This window comes from Moraxella sp. FZFQ2102 (assembly GCF_024137865.1).
Classification (GTDB): Bacteria; Pseudomonadota; Gammaproteobacteria; order Pseudomonadales; family Moraxellaceae; genus Moraxella.
This window is the reverse complement of the sequence record NZ_CP099960.1, coordinates 436,678-458,939: the sequence shown is the minus strand read 5'-3', so window position 1 is coordinate 458,939 and position 22,262 is coordinate 436,678. Positions and strand designations below refer to the sequence as shown.

The 22,262-nt window shown below is 46.5% G+C and carries 25 protein-coding genes; 11 read left to right on the top strand and 14 right to left on the bottom strand.

Annotation, left to right across the window (positions count from 1 at the left end; translation table 11 throughout):
* Positions 1–61: 61 nt before the first annotated feature.
* Positions 62–1,570, bottom strand: coding sequence for an alanine/glycine:cation symporter family protein (locus NGM44_RS02115; RefSeq protein WP_371923522.1), 1,509 nt, complete (start codon positions 1,568–1,570; stop codon positions 62–64).
* A gap of 448 nt (positions 1,571–2,018) precedes the next feature.
* Between NGM44_RS02115 and NGM44_RS02110 the strand changes: the two genes are divergently transcribed.
* From NGM44_RS02110 to zupT, 7 genes are all read left to right on the top strand, one after another.
* Positions 2,019–2,624, top strand: coding sequence for a LemA family protein (locus NGM44_RS02110; RefSeq protein ID WP_253224029.1), 606 nt, complete (start codon positions 2,019–2,021; stop codon positions 2,622–2,624).
* Between the two features lie 102 nt (positions 2,625–2,726).
* Positions 2,727–3,725: a YgcG family protein gene (locus NGM44_RS10865; RefSeq protein WP_305884153.1), complete on the top strand. Its 999-nt coding sequence runs from the start codon at positions 2,727–2,729 to the stop codon at positions 3,723–3,725.
* Positions 3,725–4,237 carry a TPM domain-containing protein gene (locus tag NGM44_RS02100; protein WP_253224028.1) on the top strand — a complete coding sequence of 171 codons (513 nt, stop codon included), beginning with the start codon at positions 3,725–3,727 and terminating at the stop codon, positions 4,235–4,237. The genes NGM44_RS10865 and NGM44_RS02100 overlap by 1 nt, the downstream gene beginning before the upstream one ends.
* Positions 4,238–4,279: 42 nt before the next feature.
* Positions 4,280–4,687 carry a hypothetical protein gene (locus NGM44_RS02095; protein WP_253224027.1) on the top strand — a complete coding sequence of 136 codons (408 nt, stop codon included), beginning with the start codon at positions 4,280–4,282 and terminating at the stop codon, positions 4,685–4,687.
* A gap of 131 nt (positions 4,688–4,818) precedes the next feature.
* The gene (gene rplU, locus NGM44_RS02090; protein ID WP_253224026.1) at positions 4,819–5,130 is read left to right on the top strand and encodes a 50S ribosomal protein L21; all 312 of its coding nucleotides are present in this window, start codon (positions 4,819–4,821) and stop codon (positions 5,128–5,130) included.
* A 63-nt stretch (positions 5,131–5,193) separates the two neighbouring features.
* The gene (rpmA, locus tag NGM44_RS02085) at positions 5,194–5,451 is read left to right on the top strand and encodes a 50S ribosomal protein L27 (RefSeq protein WP_078254332.1); all 258 of its coding nucleotides are present in this window, start codon (positions 5,194–5,196) and stop codon (positions 5,449–5,451) included.
* Between the two features lie 71 nt (positions 5,452–5,522).
* The gene (gene zupT, locus NGM44_RS02080) at positions 5,523–6,341 is read left to right on the top strand and encodes a zinc transporter ZupT (RefSeq protein ID WP_253224025.1); all 819 of its coding nucleotides are present in this window, start codon (positions 5,523–5,525) and stop codon (positions 6,339–6,341) included.
* A 93-nt stretch (positions 6,342–6,434) separates the two neighbouring features.
* Here zupT and NGM44_RS02075 read toward each other — a convergent pair whose 3' ends face one another.
* The 3 genes from NGM44_RS02075 to NGM44_RS02065 all read right to left on the bottom strand — a co-directional run bounded on the left by NGM44_RS02075 (position 6,435) and on the right by NGM44_RS02065 (position 9,194).
* The gene (locus NGM44_RS02075) at positions 6,435–7,085 is read right to left on the bottom strand and encodes a DUF2057 domain-containing protein (protein ID WP_253224024.1); all 651 of its coding nucleotides are present in this window, start codon (positions 7,083–7,085) and stop codon (positions 6,435–6,437) included.
* A 92-nt stretch (positions 7,086–7,177) separates the two neighbouring features.
* Positions 7,178–7,933, bottom strand: a complete 756-nt coding sequence (locus NGM44_RS02070; RefSeq protein ID WP_253224023.1) for a DnaA ATPase domain-containing protein — start codon at positions 7,931–7,933, stop codon at positions 7,178–7,180.
* A gap of 151 nt (positions 7,934–8,084) precedes the next feature.
* A complete protein-coding gene (locus NGM44_RS02065) occupies positions 8,085–9,194 on the bottom strand; it encodes an AI-2E family transporter (RefSeq protein WP_253224022.1) in 1,110 nt (369 codons plus the stop codon).
* 201 nt (positions 9,195–9,395) lie between these two features.
* Here NGM44_RS02065 and purM point away from each other — a divergent pair, with 201 nt between their 5' ends.
* Together purM and purN are read left to right on the top strand one after the other, a co-directional pair.
* On the top strand, positions 9,396–10,439 hold the full coding sequence (gene purM / locus NGM44_RS02060; RefSeq protein WP_253224021.1) for a phosphoribosylformylglycinamidine cyclo-ligase: 1,044 nt from the start codon (positions 9,396–9,398) through the stop codon (positions 10,437–10,439).
* Positions 10,439–11,101 carry a phosphoribosylglycinamide formyltransferase gene (gene purN / locus NGM44_RS02055; protein WP_253224020.1) on the top strand — a complete coding sequence of 221 codons (663 nt, stop codon included), beginning with the start codon at positions 10,439–10,441 and terminating at the stop codon, positions 11,099–11,101. Before purM ends, purN begins: the two co-directional genes overlap by 1 nt.
* 219 nt (positions 11,102–11,320) lie before the next feature.
* On the opposite strand, the gene fdx is transcribed toward purN, so the two are convergent.
* From fdx to NGM44_RS02015, 8 genes are all read right to left on the bottom strand, one after another.
* Positions 11,321–11,659 (bottom strand): ISC system 2Fe-2S type ferredoxin, encoded by a 339-nt coding sequence (gene fdx / locus NGM44_RS02050; protein ID WP_253224019.1) that lies wholly within the window; start codon positions 11,657–11,659, stop codon positions 11,321–11,323.
* A 162-nt stretch (positions 11,660–11,821) separates the two neighbouring features.
* A complete protein-coding gene (gene hscA / locus NGM44_RS02045) occupies positions 11,822–13,681 on the bottom strand; it encodes a Fe-S protein assembly chaperone HscA (protein WP_253224018.1) in 1,860 nt (619 codons plus the stop codon).
* Positions 13,682–13,880: 199 nt separating this feature from the next.
* Positions 13,881–14,408 carry a Fe-S protein assembly co-chaperone HscB gene (hscB, locus tag NGM44_RS02040; RefSeq protein ID WP_253224017.1) on the bottom strand — a complete coding sequence of 176 codons (528 nt, stop codon included), beginning with the start codon at positions 14,406–14,408 and terminating at the stop codon, positions 13,881–13,883.
* A gap of 17 nt (positions 14,409–14,425) precedes the next feature.
* Entirely contained in the window at positions 14,426–14,746 is a 321-nt protein-coding gene (gene iscA / locus NGM44_RS02035) for an iron-sulfur cluster assembly protein IscA (protein ID WP_253224016.1), read from the bottom strand.
* A 63-nt stretch (positions 14,747–14,809) separates the two neighbouring features.
* Positions 14,810–15,193 carry a Fe-S cluster assembly scaffold IscU gene (gene iscU / locus NGM44_RS02030; protein WP_078254322.1) on the bottom strand — a complete coding sequence of 128 codons (384 nt, stop codon included), beginning with the start codon at positions 15,191–15,193 and terminating at the stop codon, positions 14,810–14,812.
* Between the two features lie 415 nt (positions 15,194–15,608).
* Positions 15,609–16,832 carry an IscS subfamily cysteine desulfurase gene (locus NGM44_RS02025; protein ID WP_253224015.1) on the bottom strand — a complete coding sequence of 408 codons (1,224 nt, stop codon included), beginning with the start codon at positions 16,830–16,832 and terminating at the stop codon, positions 15,609–15,611.
* On the bottom strand, positions 16,829–17,332 hold the full coding sequence (locus tag NGM44_RS02020; RefSeq protein ID WP_253224014.1) for an Rrf2 family transcriptional regulator: 504 nt from the start codon (positions 17,330–17,332) through the stop codon (positions 16,829–16,831). Before NGM44_RS02020 ends, NGM44_RS02025 begins: the two co-directional genes overlap by 4 nt.
* A gap of 221 nt (positions 17,333–17,553) precedes the next feature.
* On the bottom strand, positions 17,554–18,234 hold the full coding sequence (locus NGM44_RS02015; RefSeq protein ID WP_253224013.1) for a hypothetical protein: 681 nt from the start codon (positions 18,232–18,234) through the stop codon (positions 17,554–17,556).
* 416 nt (positions 18,235–18,650) lie between these two features.
* Here NGM44_RS02015 and NGM44_RS02010 point away from each other — a divergent pair, with 416 nt between their 5' ends.
* A complete protein-coding gene (locus NGM44_RS02010; RefSeq protein WP_253224012.1) occupies positions 18,651–18,923 on the top strand; it encodes an HU family DNA-binding protein in 273 nt (90 codons plus the stop codon).
* Positions 18,924–19,119: 196 nt separating this feature from the next.
* Positions 19,120–20,970, top strand: a complete 1,851-nt coding sequence (locus NGM44_RS02005; RefSeq protein ID WP_253224011.1) for a SurA N-terminal domain-containing protein — start codon at positions 19,120–19,122, stop codon at positions 20,968–20,970.
* A 69-nt stretch (positions 20,971–21,039) separates the two neighbouring features.
* On the opposite strand, the gene NGM44_RS02000 is transcribed toward NGM44_RS02005, so the two are convergent.
* Both NGM44_RS02000 and phhA read right to left on the bottom strand, forming a co-directional pair.
* Positions 21,040–21,384, bottom strand: coding sequence for a 4a-hydroxytetrahydrobiopterin dehydratase (locus tag NGM44_RS02000; protein ID WP_253224010.1), 345 nt, complete (start codon positions 21,382–21,384; stop codon positions 21,040–21,042).
* A 62-nt stretch (positions 21,385–21,446) separates the two neighbouring features.
* Positions 21,447–22,226: a phenylalanine 4-monooxygenase gene (phhA, locus tag NGM44_RS01995; RefSeq protein WP_253224009.1), complete on the bottom strand. Its 780-nt coding sequence runs from the start codon at positions 22,224–22,226 to the stop codon at positions 21,447–21,449.
* Between the last annotated feature and the right edge of the window lie 36 nt (positions 22,227–22,262).

The following is a 22,262-nucleotide window of genomic DNA, read 5'->3' as shown; positions in this document are numbered from 1 at the left end:
ACCCCAAAAAATTAAGCCCCATCATCCGACAGGGCTTAATTTTATCAATCGTCAAAACTGATTATTTACCATTTTTGATACGATCTTCCCAGAAAGTTGCATTTTTGATGCCAAGTTTCACAGGGTCAAAAGTATAGTTGGTAACTCCAGCTTTTTTCTGTGCTTCATAGTCTTTTAGGGCAATGATGGTTGGTTTTGCCATAAAGAAGATGATCAAGATACCGACGATGTTCAGCCAAGCAGTTAGACCTACGCCGACATCACCCATATTCCAGATGTAGCCTGCACTGTTTACCGCGCCATAAGCAACAGCAAGCATTAGCACGACTTTGATCAAGAAAATTGGCAGAGTTGAGTTGGCTTTACGAGTCAGATAAGCGATGTTCACTTCTGCGATGTAGTAGTATGCCATGATCGTGGTGAATGAGAAGAAGAATACCGCGATCGCTACGAAAGCATTACCAAAATGACCAAAGATGCTAGATACTGCCATTTGGGTGAAGGCAGGGCCACTGATGGTGGTTGCTGCATCGATATTTTGTACTAGGAATTGACCATCAGGCAGTGTGCCTTGGATGTTGTACATGCCAGTCATTAGGATCATGAATGCAGTTGCTGAGCAGACGAATAGTGTATCGACATAGACAGAGAATGCTTGTACGATACCTTGTTGTGCTGGATGTTGCACTTCAGCTGCCGCCGCGTGATGCGGACCAGTACCTTGACCGGCTTCGTTCGAATAGACACCACGCTTCACACCCCAACCGATCGCTGCGCCCAGACCTGCTTGTGCAGTGAAGGCATCGCCGACGATCATGCTGATGACGCTTGGTAGTTTTTCGATGTTAAATAGGATGATTAGCACCGCCATCAAGATATAGCCAAGTGCCATGAAAGGTACGACAAACTCAGCGACGCGTGCGATACGCTTGATACCACCAAAGATGATCAGACCCAGTAGCAATACTACCACCAAAGTTACGATTAAAGTGTTCATGCCAAGATCGCCAAAAGTGGTCGCAACCATTGTGCCTTCGCCTGTGATGCCTGTGATAGCTTTCACAACGCCGTTAGCCTGTACACCCGGTAGGAATAGGCCGCACGAGATCACGAACGAGATCGCAACCAAGATGCCATAAAACTTACCAAAACCGCCGCCAAAGAAGCGATCGAAGTAGAACGCAGGACCGCCGCGATATTGACCATTGTCATTGACTTTATAAATCTGACCTAGGGTAGATTCCACATAAGCAGTCGATGCACCCAAAAATGCCACGACCCACATCCAAAATACCGCACCTGGACCACCGAAACCGATCGCTGCTGCGACACCTGCGATGTTACCCATACCAACACGGCCAGACAGCGCAACTACAAGTGCTTGAAATGAGCTGATGCCTTCTGGTGATTCATTGCGTGCAAAAAGCAGGCTGATCATTTCTTTAAAATGACGAACCTGCATAAAACGAGTGAGTAGGGAGAAAAAAAGACCAGCTGCCAAGCACAGATAGATCAGCGCAGGGCTCCAAATGATGCCGTTGAGCGTATTAATCATGCTTTCCATAAGCATATCCTTTATAGTGTCTTGCACCTTGATCGGTGCGCATCTCAATCCGACCATCGAAAGATCATCTGACAGCTCATTTAAGCCTTGCAAAATGCGCTTTGGATGGTCAATCCATTTGCCCTAAGTGTGTTTGTTCGGTAACAAAAAATAACCGATTACAAGCCATCTGCAACAAACACGGCTTAGATTGTTGCAATTTGCCACAAAATCGGAATAAAAGCTAGTAAAAAATGCAATAATTCGTAAAAAATTGTGAAAAAATAGCCATTTTTCACCAAATTTTGCCAAAAATCCCGCTTTTTGCCCCACTTGTCAATCATCCAAAGGGCGGATGGTGATTTGATGGGCGTGCGATTGATTTTTTGTCTAGTTTTGTAACTAATCATTGAAAAAGCGCGATAATCATGCGCATAATAGTAGCAGTTTTTTTATTTTATCGTGAGGGTGATTTATGAAAAAGTCGTTATTGGCAAGTGTGGTATTGGCAAGCACCTTAAGTCTATCTGGTTGTGGTTATAATAATCTGCAAGCCCAAGATGAACAAATCAACGCATCATGGTCAGAAGTAGTGAACCAATATCAGCGCCGTGCTGATCTTGTGCCAAACCTTGTGGCGACTGTGGAGCGTTATGCCACGCATGAGCAAGAAGTCTTCACCCAAGTGGCGAACGCGCGTGCCAAAGTCGGCAGTGTGCAGCTGACTCCAGAAGCGCTGAACGACCCACAAGCGATGGCAAATTATCAAGCGGCGCAAGGCGAGATGACTTCAGCTCTATCGCGTCTGATGATGGTGTCTGAAAATTATCCACAGCTGAAAGCCGATGCTGCTTTCCAAGACCTACAAGCACAGCTAGAAGGTACAGAAAACCGCATCACGGTTGCGCGTAATCGCTATATCGAAGATGTGAAAACTTATAACACCACCGTGCGCCAATTCCCAACCAATTTGACCGCCAAAGTCTTTGGTATGGATACAAAGGCGAACTTTAGCGTTGAAAATGAACAAGCGATTTCGACAGCGCCAAAAGTAGAATTTGGCAATAAAGAGCAAAAATAAGCAAGTTTTTACTTGTTAATTACTTATATATAAAGTCAAAACCTAAGGTTAATTCCGATGGTTTTTGATAAGTTTCACGCATTTTAACTACACGGAATTCCAGTGCAATTATTAAAACGCGCAGCCCAAATCGCACTTGCTACGACGCTTGCTATAGGCGCGCCAATGACAAGCTTGGCAGGCAGTGCCCAAGCGGTCGCAGTGGCGCAGGCGGATACGGCAGATGCATCGTGGACGGGTGCGGTCAATGAGCAGTCTGTCAAATCTGCCGATCAGCTGCTGCTTGATGCGCCTGTGATCGATGAAGTGGGTGTCTTGAGCGCTGCGCAAAAGCAGAGCTTATCTGACCGCTTACGCCAAATCCATGATTCAGGCAAAGCGCAAATGGCGGTGGTCATTGTGCCGACTACAGGCAATGTGCTGATTTTTGATTATGCCATGCAGACGGCGGATCGTTGGGGGCTAGGTAATAAAGACACCGACAATGGCCTATTGATCGTCGTCGCCATCGATGATCGCAAGATGCAAATTGTCACAGGTTATGGGCTAGAAGGGGTCATTCCTGATGTCATTGCCAAGAGGATTATTCGTGAGCAGATGACGCCGGCATTTCGTGAATCGCGCTATGCGGATGGTCTCATGCAAGCCATTGATGCCATCGATGCGCGCCTACAAGCCGATCCGCAGACACTCTCACAGATGAATGCTGCACCAGAAGAAGATGCAGGTAGTTTTGATTTATTGACTTTATTTATCATCGGAATCATTGCTGGTAAGATTTTCACCGCCATGCTGGGCCGTATCTTGGGTGCAGGCGTCACATCGGTGGGCTTTGTGGCATTATCAAGCCTTGCAGGGATTGGGTTATTATTCGCCATTCCTGCGGCATTTGTACTGTTCTTATTTTTGCTCATCTCAGGATCGTCGGTATCGCGCGCACTGGGCACGAGCGCAGGTAATTATCGCGGTGGCGGTCGTTCTGGCGGCGGCTTTGGTGGTGGATTCGGCGGTGGCGGCTTTGGCGGCGGTGGTTATAGTGGCGGTGGTTATAGTGGCGGCGGCGGTGGATTTGGCGGCGGCGGTGCAGGGGGTTCATGGTGATGACAACTTCAACAACCAGTTTGGCGCGGCTGTTCCGTCAGCTGATGTATGTGTCGATGATTCAAAGTCGTTGGCTGAATAAGGCGGTCAAAGCACGCTGGAGTGATGACATTGCCCAAGCTGAGATCGGACACGCAGGTGAGATCTGTGTCATCGTCGAAAATCATCTGCCGATCAGCAGCGCGTATCATCAAGACTGTGCCGAGCGTGCGATTGATTTGTTCGCGCTTCATCGCGTTTGGGATACAGAGTATAATACCGGTGTGCTGATTTATCTGAATCTGTGCGAGCATCAGCTACAGATCGTCGCTGATCGCGGTATCGATCAAGCGGTGGGCGAGCAGACTTGGCAGGCACTGTGCGATCAAGCATTGATGCAGTGCCGAGCAGGGGATATGCCATCGGCGATCAGTCGGCTGATTCATCAGGTGGGCGGGTTGCTTGCCACACATCAGCCGAGCGATGATGTGATGGGTAATGAGCTGCTCAATCGCGTGACTTTTATCAGATAGCTTTTATAAGATGATTTTGAATAACTGATAAATGGGACGAATGTGAATTATAGCGCACTCACTTGGCTGATTGCTTTGGGTTTATTGCTGCTTGTGCTGTTTTTGGCAGCATGGCTAAAGCCTGTGTTATTTAGAAAAGGGTTGCCTAGAAAAGAGCCGTCCAAAAAATCCGCACCAAAGCACGCTTTAAGATTTATTGATGATACCGATCCAACTTTACAAAAGTTATTAAACATCCTGCGCCCAAGCTTGACAGATCATATGCTGCAGCACAAAGCCAATCGTGTCTTAATCAGCAAAAACGGCAAACAGCTTGCCATCGTTACCATTGATGATACTGCCGTGTGGTCGCGCCGTAAGCTGGATGATGTGCTGATTTTTAGCGTGCCAAGTGATTTTAGCGTACGACAAATCGAAACCATCATCGATGAGATCCGCGCGATACAATAAAACACAAAAAACGCTTGCTTTTAAGGCATTAATTTAGTAAAATGTCGCCTTATTTTACATCCTTGTCGTGTTCGTTATCAAGTGCTATCAAGGGATAGCCACGGCACACAGGTTTATCTGGAGAACTCAAGATGTACGCAGTAATCAAAAGTGGCGGTAAACAACACCGTGTTAGCGTTGGCGAGACTTTGAAAGTTGAGCTACTAAAAGCTGAAAAAGGCGCAACGCTAAAAATCGAAGATGTGCTAATGGTTGTCAATGGCGCAGACATCAAAATCGGTGAGCCGCTAGTTGCTGGTGCGAGTGTAGAAGCTGAAGTGGTTGATCATGGTCGTGGCAAGAAAGTGCGTATTGTTAAGCACCGTCGCCGTAAGCACTACCACAAAGAGCAAGGTCACCGTCAATGGTTCACCGAGCTTAAAATCAAAGCCATCAACGCTTAATTCACCACATTAGTATTTGATACCTAGAGCGCACTCAACGGTATCCCAATAGGAGATATTCTCATGGCACATAAAAAAGCCGCAGGTTCTACTCGTAACGGTCGTGATTCTAACCCAAAAATGCTTGGCGTAAAAGTATTTGGCGGTCAAGATGTCGTTGCTGGTAACATCATCGTTCGTCAGCGCGGTACTGAATTCCACGCAGGTGAAGGTGTTGGCATGGGTCGTGACCACACACTATTCGCTTTGACTGAAGGTGTGGTTAAGTTCGAGACCAAAGGTCAATTTGGCCGTCGCTATGTTTCTGTACTTGCTAAATAATCTCGTATAGATCCAAAGCCAAAGACTCATCGTGTCTGATCATGATGGGTCTTTTTGTTGTATGTTTTGTGATGAGTGCAGCTGTGGGTATTGATATGCTTGATAATGTTCTAATTGCGCTTGTGATTACTTTGGCTGCCGGCATGGCGACGGTGTTTGGTAGTGCTTTGGTATTTTTCCAAAAAACCCCAAGCCCAAGATTGCTTGCCTTTGGTCTCGCCTTTGCGGCAGGGGCGATGGTCTTTGTTTCTTTGACGGAGATTTTTGGCAAGTCAGTCAATAGCTTTGGGCAGTTAAATGGTCATGGCACACTGTGGGCGACGGCAGCATTTTTGCTCGGGCTTGTGATGGTGCTGATGCTCGATCGCTTGATTCCCAATCCGCACGAGACATTGGATGTCAATGATCCGCAGTTCCAAGATGGTCAAAAAACCATGCTCAAGCGCATCGGTCTGATGTCAGCGCTTGCCATTACTGCACATAATCTGCCTGAAGGGTTGGCGACATTTTTTGCGACGATGGACAGTCCGACAGTGGGTGCGCCATTGGCATTTGCTATTGCGGTGCATAATATTCCTGAAGGGATCTCTATCGCAGCACCGATTTATTTTGCCACGCAGAATAAGCGGCTGACTGTGATGGCGTGTCTGGTCTCAGGGCTTGCTGAGCCATTTGGCGCATTGATGGGTTATTTTGTGCTGAAGCCATTTTTATCCGCTGATGTATTTGGTTGGGTGTTTGGTATTATTGCAGGGACGATGGTATTTTTGGCGATGGATGAGCTGTTACCTGCTGCCAAGCGATATTCTGACGGACATGAGACGGTGTATGGCTTGGTCGGTGGTATGGCGATGATTGCCATCAGTTTGGCATTATTTAGCATGACCTAATTGGCATGAACCAGATTTATCAAATTTGACATAGCTGAAAATTTAATAAAACAAAAAGGGCTTGAATGATACAAGCCCTTTTTTAATGATGGATTATTTTTCAATCCATTGGCGGATCTTTTCGCGCTCTTCGTCGCTGGAGTTCAGCCACAGTTGCATAAAGCCATCCAAGTTATTCTGCGCGCGTGGTGCAGATACAGCAGGCGCGACAGGGGCGGTGGCTTGTTGCTGATTGATGGCAGTGATGGTGCGCTGATTGGCGCTCAGTGCCGAGTCGCCACGGCTGAAGATGCCACCGATTGAGTTGGTTAGGTTGGCAAAGACACCATTGCGATCTTCGCTGCTGTCTTCTTGGGCGATGATTTTACCGTTTTGGGCGATGGCAAGGCTTGGCGCTTTGACATAGTCCTTAGCGGCGTTATAAGTATTTGGCTGATTTGGCATGATCAGCTGATAGGTTTGGTTATCAGCCAATTCAGCAGCAACGGTGATGTTACCTGATTTTAGATAATCGTGGTTGTCGCTATTTAGGTTGAACAAGCGATCATAACGCGCGGTGATCACATGCTGACCTGGTTCAAGCGTAAAGCTTTGCTTCAGCGGCTGCAACAGGCCGTGACGCACTTCTTTGCCATTGATAGCGGTAACTTTGATGTTGTCATCGACATTCAGCGTGACTTGTGCCAAAGCACTACCACTCATAATAGCAGCGGCGGCGATGGTGAGCAATTTTACTGTTTTCATAATCAAATCCTAATGAATAATGTGTTGATAAAATATCATGTTTTTGTGCTTTTGGCTATAGTTTATTGCAATATTGCAAAAATCGCTGAAGCTTATTCTCCTTCACTGACTTCAAGCATGAAAGTTTCGCGAAGGATGATATTTTTGGCTTCGGTGATGGTTTTTTTGGGAATTTGCACACGCGACAGTCGAGTCAGTAGCGGTGTGATGTGGCTAAGCACAATATTGATATCACCTGCGTTTCTCGGTCCTTCGTGTAATAAATAGTCCAAAATCTCTTCAGGCAGTCGCCAATTTTTCTTCTTTAAAATCGTATCGATCAAAATCTTGCGATCATTGATGTCATCATGATCAGGCATATTGAGCATCGGCGCAAGCGATAGCCGTGTGTGCAGATCATGAAGACTGAGCTCAAGTTCGCGTGCGGTATCATCGGCAAAATACAGCAGCTGTTTTTTGTGCTCATGAATGCGATTGATTAGGTGAAATAAGCCTTCTTGCCATTCATAATTTTGGCGCACCAGCTGCAAGTCATCGATAATGATCAAATCGAACATCTCAAGTCCTGCCAATGCAGTGGCGTGCGGATCTTCATCAATGAGCTCATCTAAGTGCAGGCTGATCGCCATCTTTTGCGTTTGCTTGACATAATGATCGTAAATCGCACTGGCAAGGCGCGTCTTGCCAAAACCCTTACCGCCGACGATGAACAGCTCGCGCAGTGAGCCATCGACAAGCCTTGCCACCGCATCGATGATGGGGCGATATCCTGCTGAGCTAAAGTCCGCCAAGCTGATCTCTTGGCGGATATCAATGTTCAAGGAATCTTGCGAAAATAAATCGGTCATAAAACAGTCAGCTTGTGCGAAAAATGTCCAAAATTATCGTTGTTATTGTAGGGGGTTTAGTCAAGTTTTACAAGGCTACATTTGTTAGGCTATATATAGCACATTTTGGCGCTGCGCTGCAAGATAAATTGACAAATATTCATCGCGCTTCTCATTCATCACGCCTAAACAGCTGATACTGCCTGCGCCCTTTGTACCAATCACTGTCCAGATACGCTTGATAAGCATGATAAAAAAGCACATTGAGCACCGCAGAGACGGGTAGAGCAATGAGCATCCCGACAAAGCCAAAAACCGCTGCACCGGCAAGTACTGAGAAAATCACCCATAGTGGCGACAGACCAATTTTATTGCCAAGCAGTAGCGGCTGTAGTACATAGCCTTCTAAGGCTTGTCCAACCATAAAAGCACCGACAATCAAACCAAGCTGCAACCAATCAAAGCCAAATTGAAACACGCCAGCAATCAGAGCAGCGATGATGCCAACGCCAAAGCCAAGGTAGGGTACAAAGCTTGCAATGCCTGCTGAGATGCCGATGATCAGACCAAGCTTGAGTCCAATCAGCTCGAGTTGCACGGCATAAATCGTGCCAAGGAGTACCATGACAAGTAGCTGACCCTTGGCAAAACTCATCAGTGCTTCGTGACAGTCCTTGGTGATTTCGACAACTTTTTTGGTATATGGTTTTGGGATGGCGGATTGCCAAGTAGCAAGACGCTGATCCCAGCCCAATAAAAAATAAAATGCTAAAATTGGAATCATCACCAAAAGCCCAAAGCTATTGGCAAAAGTCATACCAGAGCTGAGCGCCTGACGAATAAAGCTTTGAGCATCGGCAAATTGATAGTTTTTTTGAAAAAATTCCAAAGCGGCATTGGATAGCACATTGACATCCAGTGGTAACAAATCGGCATTGGTATGCATTGAGATCCATGGACGCACAACATCATTGTACCAAAGTACCGCTGCCGGTAGTGACTGCCATAGTAGTTCAAGCTGTGCCCAAAGCAGTGGTACAAGCCATACAAAAAAAGCCACCGCAATCACACCGCCACTCACATACACTAGGCTGATTGCCAAAATGCGTGGCATAAAACGACCGACGATACTGACCAAGGGATTTAGAAAGTATGCCAGAATAAATGACGCCACAAACGGTGCGATGACAGACTTCATTAAAAACAGCGTATACAAAAACAATCCAACCGCTGATAAAATCAATAAACGGCGAAAAAATGGGTCAATGCCAGTGCGATACATTTATAAAAATTCCATCGATAAATACGATGATTATTTTAAGCGATTTTGTGCGCTTTAGATACTCATTAGCCAACATTTTTTGATATAAACTTAAAAAAACTCAATAATTTTGCCAACGACATAAAACTTAACCAAAAAAATTTGCTATAATAAACAGTAATATTTTTCCGCCAGTTGGCATTGCATTTTTTAAGGGTAGCTATGACACAGCAAACTTCACTCAGTTATAAAGACGCAGGCGTGGATATTGACGCAGGCGAAGCGTTGGTTTCTCGTATCAAATCGGTGGCAAAGGCTACTTCTCGACCTGAAGTGATGGGTGGCTTGGGTGGTTTTGGTGCATTGTGCCGTATTCCAACAGGCTATAAATCACCGCTATTGGTCTCTGGTACGGACGGTGTCGGTACTAAGCTAAAGTTGGCTCTACAGCTGAATCGCCATGAGACCATCGGTCAAGACTTGGTGGCGATGTGTGTCAATGACCTACTGGTTTGTGGTGCTGAGCCGCTGTTTTTCTTAGATTATTATGCAACAGGCAAACTGGATGTCGATACAGCAGCGACGGTGATCGCTGGTATTGGTGATGGCTGTCAGCTTGCCAACTGTGCCCTAATCGGTGGTGAGACTGCTGAGATGCCAGGGATGTACCAAGATGAAGATTATGACTTGGCAGGTTTTTGTGTTGGTGTGGTCGAAGAGTCTGAAGTCATCACAGGCGACAATGTTCAACAAGGCGATGTGCTGATTGCATTGGCATCAAGTGGTGCACACTCAAACGGTTATTCGCTAATCCGTAAAGTCATTGAAGTGACTGGTACAGATGTGGCGAGTGAAAAATTGGGCGAGCGTTCATTGGCGGATGCGCTGATGGCGCCAACACGCATCTATGTCAAATCTGTCAATGCGCTTCAAAAATCACTGGGCAATGCCAATATCCATGCGATGGCACACATTACAGGTGGTGGCCTGACTGAGAACTTGCCGCGTGTATTGCCTGAGAACTTGGCTGCACAAATTGACACATCAAGCTGGGCACTGCCAGAAGTGTTCCAGTGGCTACAAAAAGGCGGCAACATTGAGATGCTTGAGATGTATCGCACCTTCAACTGTGGCGTGGGCTTTATTCTAGCCATCCCTGCGGACAAGGCTGAGCAAGCGATGAGCGAGCTGTCTGCTAGTGGCGAGACCGTCTGGAAAATCGGTGAAATCGTCGAACGCACCGATAAAGCTGTGGTGTATATCTGATGAGCAATCGTCGTCTAAAAGTCGCTGTGCTGGTCTCAGGCAGCGGCTCAAACTTGCAAGTGATGATCGATGCCATGCAGGCAGGTACATTGCCCATCGACATCATCGGTGTGATTAGCAATCGTGAAGATGCGTATGCCATCACCCGAGCCAACACTGCCAACATCCCTGTGACAGTGCTGTCTCACGCACCGAGTGGCAAGCGTATGAGTATCGCCACCTTTGAAAAGCACGCGCTTGATCAAATTATGGCTTGGTCACCTGATTTGGTGGTGCTGGCAGGCTTTATGCGTGTACTGTCGGCGGACTTTATCCATGCGGTACCATGTGCGATGATTAATCTACATCCGTCACTTTTGCCTGCTTATAAGGGGCTAGATACTCATGCGCGAGTGGTTCGCTCAGGTGATCAGCATCATGGCTGTAGCGTGCATTTGGTGACGCCTGAACTGGATGCTGGACAGGTATTGACCCAAGCTTGGCTGTCTGTCGATGAGCATGATACCGCTGAGAGTCTTGGTAAGCGAGTACAAAAGCTTGAGCATCGACTGGTGCCGTTTACATTGGAATTGATCGCCAAAGGCGCGCTTGATCTGACAGCCATCAAAGCAGGGCAGACAACTGGATTTGTCGATTTGCCATGGAAATTGTGGTTGGATTAAGTGTTTTATATGGTGATTTAACTTCAATTACCAAAACCGTTCATCTTAAGCTGATCGAAGGGTAATGATTTTCGCGTCATGGTTCGACAGGCTCACTACGAACGAAAAACTGAATCGCGGTATATTTTGGCGTTCAGTAACTATACTCACCACACACAAGTTTTTAGCAAAAACAAAAAAGCCATCGTTTTATCTGATGGCTTTTTTAATGCTTAAAAATCAATGATTTTCTTTGGCGTGATTCAGCGTGTATTTTGGAATCTCAATCACCAAATCTTCATCGGCGACGATACACTGGCAAGCAAGACGCGAATCAGGCTCAAGACCCCATGCACGATCAAGTAAATCGCCTTCGATGTCGTCCATCTCTCCTAGGCTATCAAAGCCTTTGCGTACTATCACATGGCAAGTGGTGCAGGCTTTTGACATATCGCAGGCGTGTTCGATTTTGATGCCGCGATCTAGTAGGGCTTCACATAGATTTTCACCTGCATTGATTTCTACGGTTGCGCCTTCTGGGCAGATTTCGTGGTGTGGAAGTAGGGTTACGGTGGTCATAAGTTTCTCTTTTAACGATATAGTCTGCCGACTTTGAAATAATACTGCGTCAAACTCTCGCGTAGTACGACTTGTACAACTTCGCTTGTTTTTCTTATCTTATTTCAAATTTGCTTGACTATAATTTTGAATAAATCTACAAATTTTTATTTAAAACTGCCATTACCAATCACTGGTGCGTGTGCCTGCCAATGCATCTTTGACATTTTTATCCATAATCACGCTGGCAAAATGATCGCTGGCAGGTTTTAGCGCGGCGATTGCAGTATCAAGCACTGCTTTGTCATTGCTATCCATCGCACTGCGTACCGCTTGCATTAGATGGGTTAAGGTTGTTTGTTCATCTTGGGTCAATAACTCGCCAAATTCTGCCAAAGCCGAGGATAGGGCGATCAATTCGCGGTCGGCTTCGACTTTGGTCTCGATCAGCATACGCACGGCTTTGTCTTCATTGGCATGGGTAAAGCCTGCCAGGAGTAGCTGTTCTTGCTGCGCTTCGGATAAACCATAGCTTGGGCTGACTTCGATTTGGCTAGTGACACCCGTCGTCGTTTCGCGTGCTGATACCGTCAGCTGACCATTGGCATCGATGCTGAAAGTAACTTCGATGCGCGCAAGACCTGCTTTCATCGGCGGAATGCCATACAGCTCAAAGCGTCCAAGGCTTCGACAATCGGCGACTGTATCGCGCTCACCTTGTACAATATGCACCACCATGCCTGTCTGACCATCTTGGTGTGTAGTGAAGGTTTGGCGGCGAGCCACAGGGATTGGTGTATTGCGTGGAATGATGACTTCAACAAGACCACCCATGGTCTCAAGACCTAATGATAGCGGTGTGACATCTAAAAGAAGCAAGCCACCGTCTTTTTTATTCACCAGCTGGTCGGCCGCGATACTTGCCCCTAATGCCACGACTTCATCAGGATTGATGCTGCACAGTGGCGTGCGGTCAAAAAAGCTCGCCACTGCTGATTGAATAACAGGCATACGCGTTGAACCACCGACCAAGATCACATCATTCAGCACAGCTTTATCAAGCTTGGCGTCAAGCAGCACTTGCTCGCAGGCTTGCAGCGTGCGGCGAATCACAGGCTCGATGATTTGGGCAAGTGTGGCATTATTTAAAGTAGTGTTAAGTAGGGTGCCTGCGATGTTTGTGTCGATATTGATGCCATCTTGAGTGGTTAGGGCTTGCTTATAGTCTTTGGCAAGCTTGGCAAGGCGTGATTTTTCGGCATTATCAATATCGGCAGGGTTTAGCTTGGATTGTTTGATCAGCCAATTGGCAAGCAAGCGGTCAATATCATCACCACCCAAAGCTGAATTACCACCTGTGGCAAGCACTTCAAACACGCCATCACTTAGGCGCAGTACTGAGACATCGAATGTGCCACCGCCCAGATCATAGACAAGATAAATGCCGTGATTGGTCGCCTTATCCAGTCCGTACGCGATCGCCGCGGCGGTCGGTTCGTTCAGCAAGCGAAGCACTGTCAAGCCTGCAGCGGTGGCGGCGTCTTTGGTGGCATTGCGCTGCGCTTCATCGAAATACGCAGGCACGGTAATCACCGCCCCTTGAATGCTGTCAGCAGGCAGAGCAGCAGCAGCATGACGATACAAGCGCGATAGGATGTGTGCTGAAGTCTCAACGGGTGATTTCTCACCTTGTGCAGTGACGAATGCAGGCATGGTGGCATCATCACCGCTTAGGGTATAAGGGTGTGAAAACTTAATATCACTGCGCGCACGCCCCATAAATCGCTTGGCAGAGATGATTGTATTGGCAGTGTCATCGCTGTACGCCAAGGCTTCTTTACCAACCAAGGGTTTCTCCGACTGCGCGCCATAATACACCACCGATGGCAGCAGCGGCGTGTCATTAAACGGCAAAACAGCGGATTTGCCCGAACGCACCACACCCACCAAAGAATGCGTCGTGCCAAGATCAATGCCTAAGCCGAAACGGTGCTGATGGGGATTTTTGCTTTGGTTCGGTTCGCTGATTTGTAGTAATGACATAATAAATTCTTATTTGATAAAATAAATTGGTTAGATATGAACTTGTGGCTATTATACTAAATTTGACGGCAAATTTGGGCAGTTTGTTACAAAGTTATTTTCATAAAAACACGCCAAAACGGATCGAATTTTGGCGTAAATTTATTGTAGAATTGCGATAAAATCACCAATAGCTTGATAAATTGATCATAATCAATCATCAGACATACAAATCATCGTCATCGCTGTTGTGCTGTAGGATCTCTGATAATTTGGCGGTGATGTCATCGTGTAGCTTGCCAACGAACTGTAGTTTTTGGGCGGTGTCGCGTGCCGCCGCCCAGTCTTTGGCTTGATAAGCGGTGTCAAATTCATCAGCCAGTGCATGGCTTTTTTGTTGTACTTGCGCTGCCATCTGATCAAGTGTCGGGCGGTCATCGGTTTCTTCAAGCTCGATACGAATTTCCATCATCTCACCCAAAAAATCCCAATCACTGATCGATTTGTCCAAATCGACATCTTCACCATTTAGGCTTAGTAAATAAGCAGCTCGGCTGTCATCACGGCTTAGAATATTATAAGCATGGTTAATCAATGATGCATTTTGACTGACGGCTTGTGCTTCGCCTGTCGCACGATCGGGATGATGCTGCTTTTGTAATTCAAGTAAGCTATTTTTTAGCTGCGCTTGATCAATACGAAAGCTGACAGGTGCACCAAACAGGGCGAAAAAATGATTATCACTCATCAATTATGCTCTCGCTCTTAGACAGTGAAAGATTCACCGCAGCCACATTCCCCTTTTTGATTAGGGTTGGTGAATTTAAAGCCAGAGTTTAGCCCTTCGGTGACATAATCCATCTCAAGACCATTTAGATATACCAAGCTTTTTGGATCGACGAAAATGTTCACGCCGTCACTGGTGAATTTCTCATCTTCACCGTTTGGCTCATCGACGAACTCAAGCACATAAGCCAATCCTGAGCAGCCTGCGGTGCGGACACCGACACGGATGCCTTCGCCGCTGCCACGGTTTTCTAAGAAATCTTTGACATGCTGTGCAGCACGAGTGGTTAGGGTAATCATGACAATTCCTTAAAAATTTTTTTAAGATTGGCTTGTGTAATAATCAATTCGGTAAATTGATCATTAAGCTTGTGCTTTGGCTTGATAATCTTCGATCGCTGCTTTGATCGCGTCTTCGGCAAGTACTGAGCAGTGTACTTTCACTGGTGGTAGCGCAAGTTCTTCAGCGATGTCTTTGTTTTTGATCGCGGCAGCTTGATCTAGGGTTTTGCCTTTTAGCCATTCGGTGACAAGCGAGCTTGATGCGATTGCAGAGCCGCAGCCATAAGTCTTGAACTTTGCATCTTCAATGATGCCATCGTCGCTGACTTGGATTTGTAGACGCATGACATCGCCACACGCAGGCGCACCAACCATGCCAGTGCCGACATTTTTGGCGTTTTTGTCTAGGTTGCCCACATTGCGTGGATTTTCGTAATGGTCGATGACTTTATCTGAATATGCCATGGTAAATTCTCTTTTGGTTGTAGCAAATCGGGCGGTTGGCTGGATTTGCTGTTATTTGTTTGTTGGTGAAATCTCACCAGTCCAATAGTAAAATCTGGTATTATATTGGTGCGTATAACGCACTTTGCTGTTCATTAATTTGGTATTTGGCGGGTGCGTAAAACGCACCCTACGGTTTTTATTTTTACAAATTAAGCGTTGTATAAACCAGTTGCAAAATTAACCTTTATATGTGGCTAGTGCTAGGCAGATAAGCGATGGTTTATGTACATCGAGCGAAATCCAACGAAGCAAAAGCATTACCTAAATCAATTGTCGCAGTGGTTATCGCCTAGTGCTAGGCAGGCGAACGAAGGTGTACATTGAAGTACATCGAGTGAGCCTAACGACGCACTAGGCATAACCACAAAGACAATCAGTGTTCTTGCCATTCAACGGTTGATAGATCAATTCCTTCCTTAAACATATCCCACAGCGGTGACAACTCACGCAGCTTCTCTACTGCTTCATGAATCTGTGCCAATACGCGATCAATGTCTTCTTCGGTGGTGTAGCGACCGATACTAAAGCGAATCGATGAATGCGCCAACTCATCAGGGCGACCGATGGCACGCAGCACATACGATGGCTCAAGGGTGGCTGAAGTACACGCCGAACCTGACGATACTGCCAAATCTTTTAGGCTCATCATCAAGCTTTCGCCTTCTACGAAATTGAAGCTGACATTGATGATGTTTGGAATGCCATGCTCTAGGCTGCCGTTCAGATACACTTCTTCGATATCTTGCAAACCGTTCCACAGCTTATCGCGCAGGGCTTTGATGTGGGCATGATCTTCTTCAAAACGTTTGACAGACAGGGCGAATGCTTCACCCATACCGACGATCTGATGCGTCGCCAAAGTACCCGAACGCATACCGCGCTCATGACCGCCGCCGTGCTGCTCAGCTTTGATGCGTACGCGTGGCTTACGGCTGACATACAGTGCGCCGATGCCTTTTGGACCATAGATTTTATGACCACTAAAGCTCATTAGATCTACTTTTAGCTCACCAAGATTGATCTTGATTTTGCCAACGGCTTGGGCAGCATCGACATGGAATAGCACGCCTTTTGCACGGGTGATTTCACCGATGGCAGCGATGTCAGTGATTGTGCCAAGCTCATTGTTCACTGCCATTAGGCTGACCAAAATGGTATCATCGCGCAGCGCCGCTTCAACTTGTGCAGGCGTGATCAAACCAGTGCCTTGTTCAGGCTCAAGATAGGTGATCTCAAAGCCTTCTTCTTCCAGCTGACGGCAAGTGTCCAAAATCGCTTTGTGTTCGATTTTTGATGTGATGATGTGCTTGCCTTTGCTGTGATAAAAATGTGCCACGCCTTTTAGGGCAAGGTTATCAGACTCGGTCGCACCGCTGGTGAAGACGATTTCGCGCGGGTCAGCGCCGACAGTTTGCGCGATTTGGTCACGCGCGGTCTCTACCGCTTCTTCTGCTTGCCAGCCAAAGCCGTGTGAGCGCGATGCTGGGTTGCCGAAGATGCCATCGAAAGTCATGTATTGCACCATCTTGTCGGCGACTTCTTTGGCGACAGGGGTGGTGGCTGCGTAGTCTAAATAAATCAATGAATTTTGGCTCATGCTGGATTTCCAATCAGATTAATGGTTGTGATTTGTGAATTATTTTTCGTGCCACACAGACGGCTTTCTTGGCGGTCGGCGATGGCTTGGGTGTTTTTGGTTTCTAATAATTGGGCAAGCGTGACATTGCGAAGATACGACTCAATATGAGCAGATAGGCTGTGCCACAAATCATGCGTCAGACACATTGAGCCATCATGGCAGTCGCCTTTGCCACCGCATTGTGTGGCATTGATGCTTTCATCGACGGCGGTGATGATGCTCATGATGTCAATTTCGTTCAGCGGCTTGGCAAGATGATAGCCGCCTGATGCACCACGCGTGCTATTGACCAAGCCTTTTTTGCGCAGCTTGGAAAACAGCTGTTCAAGGTATGATATGGAGATGGATTGGCGTTTTGCAATGTCCGACAGCGACACCGCACCTTGATGGCGGTTCTCTTGGACTGCCAAGTCGAGTAAGGCGGTGACGGCATACCGTCCACGAGTGGTTAAACGCATGATAAAGTTCCGATAAAATGCCTAAAGTCACATAACAGGCTGCTGAAATGTTTATAAGAAAAGCTTAGCCAGTTATGGATACAGTTGAATTTTATGTCGCTATTATAATAATTCCGAGTAAATAGGTCAAGATTAAAGCCAATAAAAATCCATCAATTTACTCAATCGATGGATTTGATAAATTATAATCAACTTATTGTGATTAAATAATAAACAAAGTATTAAATAAAAAAGTGCAGCACAATCGCGATGATGGCAATGATCGCACTGATGATCAAGCCAGTGAGCATAGCTTTTTGCTTATTATTAGCTTCAGCAAGCTGTGTTTTTAGGCGGGCGATGTCGCGTGCCTGCTCATCGATTTGTGCGGTTTGTTCAGCGATTTTGGCTTTATAGTCCGCGAGTTTCTCTGCTTTTTGTTCAGGGGTTGGTTTGTCTTGTGGATTGCCTTTGAGCTTATTGATCAGATTTTGGATTGCACCACCGACACCGACACGCACCAAGAACGCTTTGACATCTTGGACATCTTGGGCTTCACCGCGAATCTGTAGCGCATCGACGCTTGACTCGCTGTGGTTCATCAGCACATTAGCGATTTGAAAGCTATAAGCATTGATGATGACATCGGGTGCTTGCTTATTGGCAGGCAGGACATCATCAAGCAGCACACCGCGAAAGCCGAAAGTAGCATAAATCTTGGTGTGCGGCAAATAGGTGCGAATACAGACTACTTTACCAGCTTCTGCCAGTGGATAAGCCAATTGGCGTAATTTTGGGTCAAAGCGCAAAATCAGCGTGATGGCTGACTCAATAAAAACCAAAAGCACATTTAAAATGCCGCGCGAAATGACGCCGCCTGACTCATTTTGGGGTGTTTGCTTGGGTGCGTGTGCTGTACTCATACTTATCCTATCAATCTTGTCAAATCGCTCATGGTGGTGTGTGCTCTATGGTTGGTTTGTTGTCTTAAAATTGACCGTCAAGCCATCACTAGCGATAAAATACCCCATCATACTGTAAAATTGCACAAAATTCAGCGGTTTTTTTACATTTTTTTCGTTAAAATTGATAATTTTGCTTGCTTATTATCGCCAAGCTTGTTATAAATTGCAGTAATTGTCTAGTCGATTGCAACAAATCTGTGATATTTTTGCACAAAAATATCTTGATGCGAGTAAAAAGTACACATTTTTTGCAAAAATCTTGCAAAAAACTGCGTTTGACACTTGTAAAAGTGTGGCTATCGCCTTACAATGCACACATTACGGCTTTGATGCCAACTTTATGATGATTTTGTAATACCACGAGGATACCCCCCATGAATAAGACACAACTTGTAGATAGCATCGCTCAAAGCGCTGGCCTAACCAAAGAACAAGCTGCTAAAGCATTGAATGCATTCACTGACAGCGTAACTGGCGCACTACAACGCGGCGACGATGTGGTATTGGTTGGTTTTGGTACTTTCAGCGTCAAAAAGCGTGCTGCTCGCACTGGCCGTAACCCAAAAACTGGCGAAACGCTAGAAATCGCTGCAAGCAAAGCACCAAGCTTCAAAGCAGGTAAAACGCTAAAAGACGCAGTAAACTAATTTTACCGCACGCTTTTATGGACCGCTCAAGTCATTGATTTGGGCGGTTTTTACCGTTGATATACAATAAAATAGCCGACAAAGGCGATTTGATACAAAAAGAGCTTTGAGAAAATGCTCAAAGTAGCGTATCATAGTAAGGTTTTTAATCTTAATTTGATCTTAATGTGATAAAGTTGCAATAACTATGGAAAATATGCGTAAATTCCTACAAAGTTGGCCGGGCAAGCTGATTTTGGTGGGTACTTTGATTCCGATGGCATTTTTGGGCGTGCAGGGCACTTTTGGCGGTGCTGAGATTCAGCCCAATCAGCTGATCAAAGTTGGCGATCAGGTGGTAGATCTGAGTACTTATCAGGCGGAAGTCAATGCACTGCGCGCTGAGTTGATGCAGCAGATCGATGCGAGCATGATTAATGAAGATGCGCTTGCTAAGCAGGTGCTGGATAATATGGTCAATCGCGCTTTGCTTGAAAATCAATCGATCGCACTGGGCATGACGGTATCGGATGAGACGATCACGCGCCTGTTGCAGCAAGACGCCAGTTTCCAAGATGCCAATGGTCAGTTTTCTAACGATCTATTTGCGCAGTTTTTGCAGCAGCGTGGCATGACCAAAGACACACTATTTCAGACATTTCGCCTGCAGCTGAGCCTGCGTCAGCTGAACGCAAGCATTCTAGGCACAGCGATCTATCCGAACAGCCAAGTATCGCACTTGCTTGATCTGCAGCGCGAGACGCGTGAAGTGTGGGTGCAGCGTCTGAACTGGCAGGATTATGTTGATCAAGTGCAGATCACCAATGCGCAGATTGACGCGTATTTTAATGAAAATAAAGACACGCTGGTCAGCCCTGAAACGGTGGATTTGACTTATCTTGAGCTTGATCCACAGACTCTAAAAATTGATACGCCGACCGAAGATGAGATCCGCGCGCAGTACGCAAGCTATCTGAAAGAAAAAGGCATCAGCGATGGGCGTGAGCTTGCGCAGATCTTGCTGACTGGCGGCGATGCGGACAAGACAGCTGCCGAGATCAAGGCTAAGCTAGATGCTGGCGAGTCGTTTGAAGCACTTGCCAAGCAATATTCACAAGATCCAAGCGGTGAGACTGGCGGTAATATCGGTAGCTTCAACCCATCGGTGTTCGGTCAGGACGCAGCTGCAGTAGAGCAGGCGTTGAATGGCTTGGGCGCAGGTCAGGTGTCTGCTCCAGTCAAGACATCGTTCGGTACGCAGATTTTCAAGATCACGGCAGTGAATAGCAATGCGCCAAGCTTAGAGAGTTTGCGTGATGAGCTGATCAATCGTGCGGCGACTTATAAGCGCGAAGCGGCATTTGCCGACCTATCAGCGCGTATCAATGCACTGGCGACAGATGGCGTCGGTATCGCTGACATCGCCAAAGAAGTAGGCGTGGAAGCCAAGAGCATCAAGGCATATCCACGCATCAATAACCAAACTGCACTGTCTCAGCCTGTGGTGATCGCAGCGGCGTTCGATGAGTTCACCATTGCTGATCAAGGCGTGAGTGCCAATATCACAGTTGGCGAGAAGAACATCTGGGTACAGCCGACCAATCATCAAACATCGCGTGCATTGAGCCTTGCTGAAGCCACACCGCAGATCAAGACAGTGCTTGCTAAGCAAAAAGCCACTGAGCTTGCCTATGCAGATGCTCAAAAACAAGCCGCGGATGCCAAAGCAGACGGTGCATCACGCCTGATGACTGCGGCGAATAATCGTGGCAAGGTGACGCGTCTGACACCGACACTTAGCGCCCAAGAGTCAGCAAGCCTGTTCTTGCACAAGTCGGCAGATGGTAATGATGTTTGGGCGGTACAGACTGCAGACGGTGCAAGTATCATCGTCGGCGGTCCTGTCGAAGAGATCTCAGAATCGCAGCTGAGCCCTGCCGATCGTGCGCGTACGGCACTGCTACTGCGTGAGAACATCGGTGATGATCAGCTCAAGGACTATCTGCGCTATCTTAAAGACACCAGTGAAGTAATCATCAATGAAGACGCACTAAAAGCTCAGCAGTGATGATTAAAAAAACAACCCCAAGTCTGTATGATTTGGGGTTTGTTTTTTTAAGGATTAAAAGAAAAGTACTTAGCTATCCACCGCATCATCTGTCCGTGCAGCTAGGATAAAATCATTCTTATGCAAGCCACCTGCTTCATGCGACCACCAGCTGACGGTGACCTTACCCCATTCGACCAGTAGCGCAGGGTGATGACCTGCTGTTTCGCCGATGTCGCCGACGCGATTGGCGAACGCCAGTGCTTGTTTGAAGTTTTTAAATTTAAACACTTTGGTTAAGCGTTTGACATCATTGATGGTCACCATCTGCCAAGTGGGGATTTGCTTAAGCAGACTCGGCAGCTGATCATCACATACCAATGGCGCATCTAGGCGGCAGACTTCACAGGCTTGGTCTTTTAGTGGAGTAGTCATGGGTTTATCCTTTCTAAATTTAAATTTAAATTTATTAAACTTTACAATTAATATTAAACCAATTAATCAATCAAACTTGGGTGCATCTCATACAGTCCATCGCGCTGTGCTTGGGCGATGGCAGTCAGTAGCGTGGCTTCGTCGAGATCAAACAGCACATCAGGCGACTCAATCACATAATAAATCGGCTGTATCTTATCGATCCGATAGGGCGTACGCAAAATATCATTGAGATTAAATGGTCGATATTCAGGCTTGCCTGATAGTGCATATTCGGTCTCAGCTGGCGAGCTTAAGATACCGCCACCATAGATACGCAGTCCTTCCGTGGTATCAATCAATCCAAATTCCATCGTGAACCAATACAAGCGTGCCAAAAATACTCGTGTCGCCTTATCTGATTTTAGCCCAAGCTTGCCGTAGGTATGGGTGAATTTAGCAAAGGCAGGGTGGGTCAATAGCGGACAATGCCCGACAATTTCATGAAAAATATCAGGCTCTTGGATGTAGTCAAAATCTTCACGAGTGCGGATAAAGGTCGCTACGGGGAATTTTTGATCAGCAAGTAGCCCAAAGAATTTGGAAAATGAAATCAGTGCAGGCACTGCAGCCGTAGCAAAGCCTGTCGTCTGCTGTAATATTCGGTCAATGTCGGCAAGCTGTGGAATCTGTGTGGTTGGCAGAGCAAGCTTATCCAGACCATCAAGATAATCTTGGCAAGCCTTGCCAATGATACTCGACTGCTGACGGACAAATAAGTCATGCCAAATGGCATGCTCATCATCGCTGTATTGGATAAATCCTGACGCATCTGGCGTGTGAGCTTGGTAAGTGGTACTCATATCAAATCCCTGATTGTGATGATTCTGCCATAATGG

Bases quoted from the DNA above. Each gene is read 5' to 3' on its own strand.
- NGM44_RS02115 (WP_371923522.1), bottom strand. From the start codon at position 1,570: ATGCTTATGGAAAGCATGATTAATACGCTCAACGGCATCATTTGGAGC.
- NGM44_RS02110 (WP_253224029.1), top strand. From the start codon at position 2,019: ATGAAAAAGTCGTTATTGGCAAGTGTGGTATTGGCAAGCACCTTAAGT.
- NGM44_RS02100 (WP_253224028.1), top strand. From the start codon at position 3,725: ATGACAACTTCAACAACCAGTTTGGCGCGGCTGTTCCGTCAGCTGATG.
- rplU (WP_253224026.1), top strand. From the start codon at position 4,819: ATGTACGCAGTAATCAAAAGTGGCGGTAAACAACACCGTGTTAGCGTT.
- rpmA (WP_078254332.1), top strand. From the start codon at position 5,194: ATGGCACATAAAAAAGCCGCAGGTTCTACTCGTAACGGTCGTGATTCT.
- zupT (WP_253224025.1), top strand. From the start codon at position 5,523: ATGAGTGCAGCTGTGGGTATTGATATGCTTGATAATGTTCTAATTGCG.
- NGM44_RS02075 (WP_253224024.1), bottom strand. From the start codon at position 7,085: ATGAAAACAGTAAAATTGCTCACCATCGCCGCCGCTGCTATTATGAGT.
- NGM44_RS02070 (WP_253224023.1), bottom strand. From the start codon at position 7,933: ATGACCGATTTATTTTCGCAAGATTCCTTGAACATTGATATCCGCCAA.
- NGM44_RS02065 (WP_253224022.1), bottom strand. From the start codon at position 9,194: ATGTATCGCACTGGCATTGACCCATTTTTTCGCCGTTTATTGATTTTA.
- purM (WP_253224021.1), top strand. From the start codon at position 9,396: ATGACACAGCAAACTTCACTCAGTTATAAAGACGCAGGCGTGGATATT.
- purN (WP_253224020.1), top strand. From the start codon at position 10,439: ATGAGCAATCGTCGTCTAAAAGTCGCTGTGCTGGTCTCAGGCAGCGGC.
- fdx (WP_253224019.1), bottom strand. From the start codon at position 11,659: ATGACCACCGTAACCCTACTTCCACACCACGAAATCTGCCCAGAAGGC.
- hscA (WP_253224018.1), bottom strand. From the start codon at position 13,681: ATGTCATTACTACAAATCAGCGAACCGAACCAAAGCAAAAATCCCCAT.
- hscB (WP_253224017.1), bottom strand. From the start codon at position 14,408: ATGAGTGATAATCATTTTTTCGCCCTGTTTGGTGCACCTGTCAGCTTT.
- iscA (WP_253224016.1), bottom strand. From the start codon at position 14,746: ATGATTACCCTAACCACTCGTGCTGCACAGCATGTCAAAGATTTCTTA.
- iscU (WP_078254322.1), bottom strand. From the start codon at position 15,193: ATGGCATATTCAGATAAAGTCATCGACCATTACGAAAATCCACGCAAT.
- NGM44_RS02025 (WP_253224015.1), bottom strand. From the start codon at position 16,832: ATGAGCCAAAATTCATTGATTTATTTAGACTACGCAGCCACCACCCCT.
- NGM44_RS02020 (WP_253224014.1), bottom strand. From the start codon at position 17,332: ATGCGTTTAACCACTCGTGGACGGTATGCCGTCACCGCCTTACTCGAC.
- NGM44_RS02015 (WP_253224013.1), bottom strand. From the start codon at position 18,234: ATGAGTACAGCACACGCACCCAAGCAAACACCCCAAAATGAGTCAGGC.
- NGM44_RS02010 (WP_253224012.1), top strand. From the start codon at position 18,651: ATGAATAAGACACAACTTGTAGATAGCATCGCTCAAAGCGCTGGCCTA.
- NGM44_RS02005 (WP_253224011.1), top strand. From the start codon at position 19,120: ATGCGTAAATTCCTACAAAGTTGGCCGGGCAAGCTGATTTTGGTGGGT.
- NGM44_RS02000 (WP_253224010.1), bottom strand. From the start codon at position 21,384: ATGACTACTCCACTAAAAGACCAAGCCTGTGAAGTCTGCCGCCTAGAT.
- phhA (WP_253224009.1), bottom strand. From the start codon at position 22,226: ATGAGTACCACTTACCAAGCTCACACGCCAGATGCGTCAGGATTTATC.